Genomic DNA, 7,807 nt, shown 5'->3' with positions numbered 1-7,807 from the left:
CAATATCTCCGTGACGGGGACTGGCAACGCGCTGAGCTTTGCGCAGGCCATTACACTTACGGATAACATCACGCTTACCTCAACCAATGGCGCCGTGAGCTTTGCTAAAGTGGTCGACACTGCCACAAGCAGTGCAGCGCGCAGTTTGACGGTTACTGCTGGTTCTGGCGGCGTTACCTTCACTGAGGCTGTGGGTGCGACAAAGGCATTGGCCGATGTGACTGTTAACAGCACAGGGCTGACCAGACTTGGGAGCAGCGTGGGAGCGGCATCGCTGACCACGAACGCCGGCGGCTCGGTTGAACTGAACGGCAATGTTACGACGTCGGGCGCGCAAACCTTCAATGAAAATGTTGTTCTCACATCGAATGTAACGCTCCGCGGCGCCAGTATCTCTATCCAGGGCGACGTGGACAGCGACGCGACGACAGCTCGGTCTTTGGCCATTTTTGCCACGGATTTTGCTCTCTCTGGCGGCTTTGGAGCCACCCGGCGTCTCCTAGATCTCGCCATTGATGCCGTGAATGGTATCTCGCTGAACGGCGCAATCACCACGGATGGCACGCAGACATATAACGGCAATGTAACGCTGACGGGCAACACGACCCTGGTTGGTACCGACATCACGCTGAACCAGACGGTTAAGAGCCTCGGAGCGGCCCGCGCCTTGACCGTAACTGGCAGCGGCACAACTACCTTTGGCGGCACAGTTGGAGTTGGAGCCGCGGGCTCCGCCTTGGCCTCGCTGACGGTGAACGGCGCGGTTACGGGCACGACATTGCTCAAAGGCGGTTTTGTCACAACGACGGGCGCGCAGGATTTCAGAAACGCACTTACTTTGGGTGCGGATACTGTTCTAACGACGACCAATGGCGACGTGAGCTTTGGCACTACCGTGAACTCGTCTGAAGCCTTGTCTAGGCTGTCAACGCCTGCGCCAGCGGCCCTTACGATCACGGCGGGTTCCGGCGCGGTTACGTTTACAGGGATAGTGGGCGGCGTAAGCTACGCGAGCGCAACGCCGGCAACGACAGGCGCCGTTGGTGCGGTCACGGTTAACAGTTCGGGTCTGACCAAATTTGGCAGCAGCGTTGCAGCGGCATCGCTGACGACCGACGCGGGCGGCTCTGTTGAGCTGTTCGGGAATGTCACCACGACGGGCGGCACACAGACCTATGGTGACGCTGTTGCGCTCAAGAGCGACATGGTCGTTACGGGCGCAACGGTCAGCTTCCTCGCGGCCGTCACCGGTGAAACGCACGCCCTGACGATCACGGGTGACGCTGTGTTGGGCAACGGCGATGTGACCGACACGGTGACGGGTGTCACGACATTGAATGTGTCTGGGGCCTCCTCCATTGGTGCCAGCCTGATTGATACGGCGTCATCGCAGACGTACACGGGTGCGATCACGCTCACGGCGGATGCCGTACTTAAGGGCGTTGGCCTGGAACTGGGTGGTTCCGTTGATGGGGCAAAAGCGCTCACCCTTACGGATAGCGGCACGACCAAGATCAGCGGCGCCGTTGGCGTCGGTACATCTCTCACCAGCCTTGAAGTCAAGGGCGGCGGGACAACCCAGCTCGCTGGTGGTTCGATCAAGACAAACGGAACGCAGACCTATAGCAATGCGGTTTCTCTTCTAAACAACACGACGCTGATTGGCTCGACGGTCTCGACCGGAAGCACGCTGACCGGCCTTGACGGTTCAACAAAGCGCAGTCTCACCGTGACCGGCGCCGCCACTTTTGGTGATGGCACGGGTGCGGATTCGATCACGGATCTGACGACGCTTTCAGTTTCCGGCAACGCCGCACTCAACCTTGCTGCAATCACAACCAGTGGCACACAGACCTATAGTGGGAATGTCTCGCTGGCCAAGGCTGTGTCGCTGACCACGACCAATAATAATATTGGCATTACGGGCACGCTTAACGGCGGCTTTGATTTCACGGCAACTGTCGGTTCAGCCAATGTTACGCTGACGGGCGCAGTGGGCGGCAGCACGCCGCTTGGCGCGATCCTTCTCTCTAGCAGCGGGCAGATGACCTTTGGTTCCAGCGTGGCGGCGACGTCGCTTACAACGAACACCAATGGCGTGGTCCGTCTGGGCGGCAATGTCGCGACGACCGGCGCCCAGACCTATGATGACGCAATAGTCCTGACTAACAATGTGGTTCTTTCGGGTACCGATATTACCCTAACCCGGACGGTCAACAGTGACGGAACGGCGCGTGCATTGACCGTAACGGGCAGCGGCGTGACGACCTTTGGCGGCATTGTCGGCGGCACAGCGGCGCTTGCTTCGCTTGCCGTGAATGGCGCGGGCACGACGCTTCTGAACGCTGGCGCGGTGACGACGGTGGGGGCGCAGAGCTTTGGAAATGCAGTCACGCTCGGCGTGAATACGGCGCTGGTCACGACCCTTAACGGCAATTCCTCCGTCACCTTTGGTTCGACGTTGAACTCGTCTGAAGCCTTGTCCAGACTGTCGACGCCTGCGCCAGCGACCTTGTCGATCACGGCGGGTGCGGCCCATGCGGTCTTCCTTTCTGGCATCGTTGGCGGCGCAAGCTACGCTGGTACAGGTGGTGCGCAGACCACAACAGGTGCATTGGGTGGCGTAACTATAAGTGCTGGGCTTACGTCTTTCGAGGCCGCCTTCGCAGCGGCATCCGTTGTGACAAGTGGCACGTCGATCGTACTTGACGGCAACATTACGACAACCGGCATACAAACTTATAATGGCGATGTTTTCGTCAGACGCGACACAGTTCTTACAGGCACGGATATTGCTCTGAACCAGAAGGTTGATAGTGATAGCGGCTCGGCCCGCGCCCTGACTGTAACCGGTAGCGGTACGACGACGTTTGGCGGCGCAGTTGGTGCGTTCAGAGCCTTGGCATCGCTCACGGTGAGTGGCAACGGCAGCACGACGCTGCTCAATGGCGGCTCTGTAAAAACCACGGGCGCGCAGAGCTTCGGCAATGCGCTCACCCTGGGGGCAAACGCGGTTCTCACTGCGACGAATGCCGACGGCGCTGTCAGCTTTGATAAGGTGGTTGACAGTGCCACGAGCAGCGCGGCCCGCGGCTTGACTGTTACTGCTGGATCAGGCGGGGTTACCTTCAGCGAGGCTTTGGGTGGCACGAATTCGCTAGCCGGTGTCACGGTTAACAGTTCGGGTCTGACCAAATTTGGGAGCAGCGTTGCAGCGGCATCGGTAACGACCGACGCGGGCGGCACGGTTGAGCTGTTCGGCAATGTCACGACGACGGGCGGCACTCAGACCTATGGTGACGCTGTTGCGCTCAAGAGCGACATGGTCGTTACGGGCTCGACGGTCAGCTTCCTGGATGCTGTAACGGGTGGAGCCAAAGCCCTGACGGTCACGGGTAACGCCGTACTGGGCAACGGCGACGTGGCCGACACGGTCACTGGCGTTACGACATTGAGTGTGTCTGGCACATCCTCTGTGGGTGCCAGCCTAATTGATACGTCGTCATCGCAGACCTACACGGGTGCGATCACGCTGACGCGGAATGCCGAACTCAAGGGCGTTGGCCTGAAGCTGCTTGGTGACGTTGATGGGGCGAGGGCGCTCATCCTCACAGATAGCGGCACCACCGAGATCAACGGCGCCGTCGGCGCTGGCACCGGCACTGCGCTCACCAGCCTTGAAGTTAAGGGCAGCGGCGCAGTTAAGCTCGCTGGCGGAACGATCAAGACCAGCGGAACGCAGACCTATAGCAAGGCGGTTGCCCTTGGCGCGAATACGACCCTGGAAGCCTCGACGGTCTCGACCGGAAGCACGCTTACCGGCCTTGGCGGTTCAACAAATTACAGCCTAACCGTGACCGGCGCCGCCACTTTTGGTGATGGCACGGGCGCGGATTCGATCACGGATCTGACGACGCTTTCCGTTTCCGGCAACGCCGCACTCAACCTCGCTGCGATCACAACCAGTGGCACACAGACCTATAGTGGGAATGTCTCGCTGGCCCAGGCTGTGTCTCTGACCACGACCAATAATAATATTGGCATTACGGGCACGCTTAACGGCGGCTTTGATTTCACGGCAACTGTCGGTTCAGCCAATGTCACGCTGACGGGCGTAGTGGGCGGCAGCACGCCGCTCGGCGCGATCCTTCTCTCTAGCCGCGGGCAGATGACCTTTGGTTCCAGCGTGGCGGCGACGTCGCTTAAAACGAACACCAATGGCGTGGTCCGTCTGGGCGGCAATGTCGCGACGACCGGCGCCCAGACCTATGATGACGCAATAGTCCTGACTAACAATGTGGTTCTTTCGGGTACCGATATTACCCTAACCCGGACGGTCAACAGTGACGGAACGGCGCGTGCATTGACCGTAACGGGCAGCGGCGTGACGACCTTTGGCGGCATTGTGGGCGGCACAGCGGCGCTTGCTTCGCTTGCCGTGAATGGCGCTGGCACGACGCTTCTGAACGCTGGCGCGGTGACGACGGTGGGGGCGCAGAGCTTTGGAAATGCAGTCACGCTCGGCGTGAATACGGCGCTGGTCACGACTAATTCGAATGTCGCGCTCTCCAGCACGCTCAATTCTTTGGCTTCTCTAGGTGCGCCCGCAACGCTGTCGATTACCGCGGGCACGGGCGATATCACTCTCGGTGGCATTGTTGGCGGCGCAACAGGCGGCGCGCTTGGCGCTGTCACGCTGGTTTCGGCTAGGGATGTTGGTATCAACGCTGCGTTGACAGCGACAAGCCTGACGCAGCAGGCCGGTACCGGTATAACGACCATTGGTGGGGTAGCGACGCTGGCTGGCGCGCTTGGCTTTACCGGCGGCAATCTGGCGATCAACGCTGCTGTTGGAGCTGGTGGCGCGGTTTCCTTTGCTGGTAGCGCACTGACAGTGTCCGCCGCAGTAACATCGGGCGGCGCGGTGACTGTTGCAAATACCGGCACATTCACCACCTCGGCAACGGGCGACATCAGTGCCACCGGCGCATTCACCCAGTCGGGTGCGGGCAGTAACATCCTTGCTGGCGACATCACCTCGGGCGGGAACATCGCACTGGCCCGCGGCACTGTTTTGACCGGCGACGTGGCAATTGTCACAACTAATGCCAGCGGCACGATCGACCTTGCGGGCGTAAACAGTGATGGTGCAGGCGCGGCCAAGAGCTTGCTGCTGCGTTCACCCGGGGCGTTGATAATCGATGGTGCGATTGGTGGCACACAGGCGTTGGGTACGATCTGGATTGAGGCCGCTGGCGTGTCGCAAGGCGTCCAGACTACGGGTGCTGATGGTCCGATAATTTCCAACACTGGCTTTGCGGTGAAGGCTGCCAAGCTTGCCATCACATCCAGCGGCTTGGTTGACCTGATCCACCCCGACAACATTGTGCCGTTGGTTGCTGCGGCTATCAGCAGCGATGCGGGTTATCGTTTTACCAACTACAGCTCGGGTGGCGTCACGATCGACACGATCGTCAACCCGTTCGATGCCAATGTTAGCCTTGCTGGTTTGAAAGCCAGCGGCGCGACCAACACGTCAAGCGCATCTTTCGTGGTTGGCGGGTTGCTGACGCAGACCAACGGTGCGGTAATTGATTTAGGCGGCAAACTCACAGTTAACGCCCAGCCCAACACACGCAAAGATGTAACGTTTAACAACTCTGGCACGGGTTCGACGGGCACTGTCCTCGGCAACACGCTTGTGGCGGGGGACTTCAACCTCGTTTCGGTGGGTAATGCCACCCAGGCGGCCGACATCAACGCCAACAACCAGGATGGTTATCTGCAGGTTGGTGGAAGCTTTAACCTGACGGGCGGCGGAACATTCATTCAGGGCGATTCTGCACTGAACGTGTTCGGGTTTGGTGCCGGCACGCAACAGGATAATACGATTAGCCTTAACGGCGTGATTACGCTGTCCATTGTAGGCGGCAAGTTGTTCGCTGCGTCCAGTCTCGCGACCTACTCCGAAGGGGCTAACAGTTCCTGTCTGACCGGCTGCGCCTCGGTTGACCTAGTGACGGTAACGACGAATGGCTCGGGGACGGTAACAACGGTCAACGACATCACCGTAATTTCTCAAGCGGGCGGAAAATCGATCGTTTCCTCGGGTGTTAATCCCGGCGCATCGGTAACCTTGTCGCAGGTTAACAAGGTGCGTGGCGCCGTTAGCATCATGACTGCTGGCGCGTATGTTGATCAGGGTAGTGCGGTTGCGACTGGCATTAAGGCTGAAAATGCGCTGGCCTTAAACAATAAATTATCGTTCACGGTGCAGCAGAGCGACGCCAACTCAACGTCAAGTGTAGCGGGTCGTGGTGCACTTAACCTGGGTGCCGATAACAGCTTTGGCGGGACGATCGCGGCAAACGCCTTTGGCCTCCCTGTGACAATTAAGAATACGCAGGCACTGGAAATTGGGTCGGTCCAGGGATCGACGGTGACGATCACGACAACTGCGGGAGGCGTCACCCAGGCCGCAAATTCTGCTGTTTCGACTGATAATCTGATCTTGTCTAGCGCGGGCGCAGTAACGCTCACCAATACCAACAGCATCGGCGTACTGCGAGCTTCGTCAGGCGGTGATTTTAGCCTGAAGAGCGGCCGCGCCCTGACAATTGGGGATAGCACTGCTGGTGTCACCAGCACCGGCGCAGTAACCTTGCAAACCAGTGCGGGCAACCTGACACTGGCAAAGGCAATCACCAGCGGCGGCAATATCACGCTCGCTTCCGCCGGCAACTTTATCAACAATGCTGGCGCATCGGCCCTCTCAGCAGGCGCGAGCGGCGTCTGGCGGGTCTGGTCGAAAGATCCCGCGTTCGATACCCTAGGCGGCCTGTCGCCGGGCTTTAAGCAGTATGGCGCCACTTTTGGAACGACCAGTGCGCAAGGCGCTGCCAATCTAAACGGCGTGCTCTATTCTAGGGATGCGCTAGTGTCCGTTGCCCTCACCGGCAATGTAACCAAGGTTTATGATAGCACCGATAGTGTAACGCTCACGGGAGGTGACTCTGTTGTTTATGTTGTCACGGGCGCGATCGGCACAGATGTTGTAAACGTCAGTTCGGCAAATCTGAATTTCGATACGGTGAATGTTCTTCGCGACAGCAATAATGCAGTACTCAGCACAAAATCAGTGATCGCAACTAACGTTACATTCTCGGCGGCGGGCTCCTCCGCCACCAACGCGATCCCGGTTTATGGTTATACGCTTAATCCGACCGGTCAGGCATCTGGAGCAATCGGCACGATTACGCCTTATGCTGTGAGCCTGACAGGTAGCCGCGTTTATGATGCGACGGCGAATATTGATGCATCGTTGCTGACCATTGGTCAGCGTGTTGGCACAGAAACCCTTACGATTTCTGGTGTGGGTATACTCCAAGATCCGGCGGGTGCTCTGAGAGCTAAGGACGTAGGCACTGCTAAGGCCTTCGACGTTGGCAGCCTAACCCTTGTTGACGCTGGTTCGGGTTCCAATGCCGGCCTTGCGAGCAACTATGCGCTGACGGGTTCGCGGACGGCGACGATCACGCGGGCGGCGATCAGCTCGGTGTCTGGCATCACGGCAACGAACAAGACCTATGACGGCAATGACACGGCAACGCTGGTCACCTCTGGGGCAACGTTCAACGATATGTTCAGCGGCGATGTTCTGACCGTTGCGACCTCGTCGGGTGTGTTCAGTGACGCGCGCGCCGCCACCGGCAAGACGGTCAGCATTAGCGGGATCACGCTGGGTGGCACGGATGCGGGCAACTACACGCTGACGACGTCAACGGCGTCGACGACGGCGACCATTGAT

1 protein-coding gene is annotated in these 7,807 nt (G+C 59.0%); it reads left to right on the top strand.

What is annotated here, in order from left to right; genetic code table 11:
* A partial coding sequence (locus G566_RS15620; protein WP_022681088.1) for a YDG domain-containing protein occupies positions 1–7,807 on the top strand: 7,807 nt, incomplete at both ends.

The sequence above is a fragment of the Sandarakinorhabdus limnophila DSM 17366 genome (assembly GCF_000420765.1).
GTDB classification, from domain to species: Bacteria; Pseudomonadota; Alphaproteobacteria; order Sphingomonadales; family Sphingomonadaceae; genus Sandarakinorhabdus; species Sandarakinorhabdus limnophila.
This window is presented reverse-complemented; position numbering and strand designations above follow the sequence as displayed.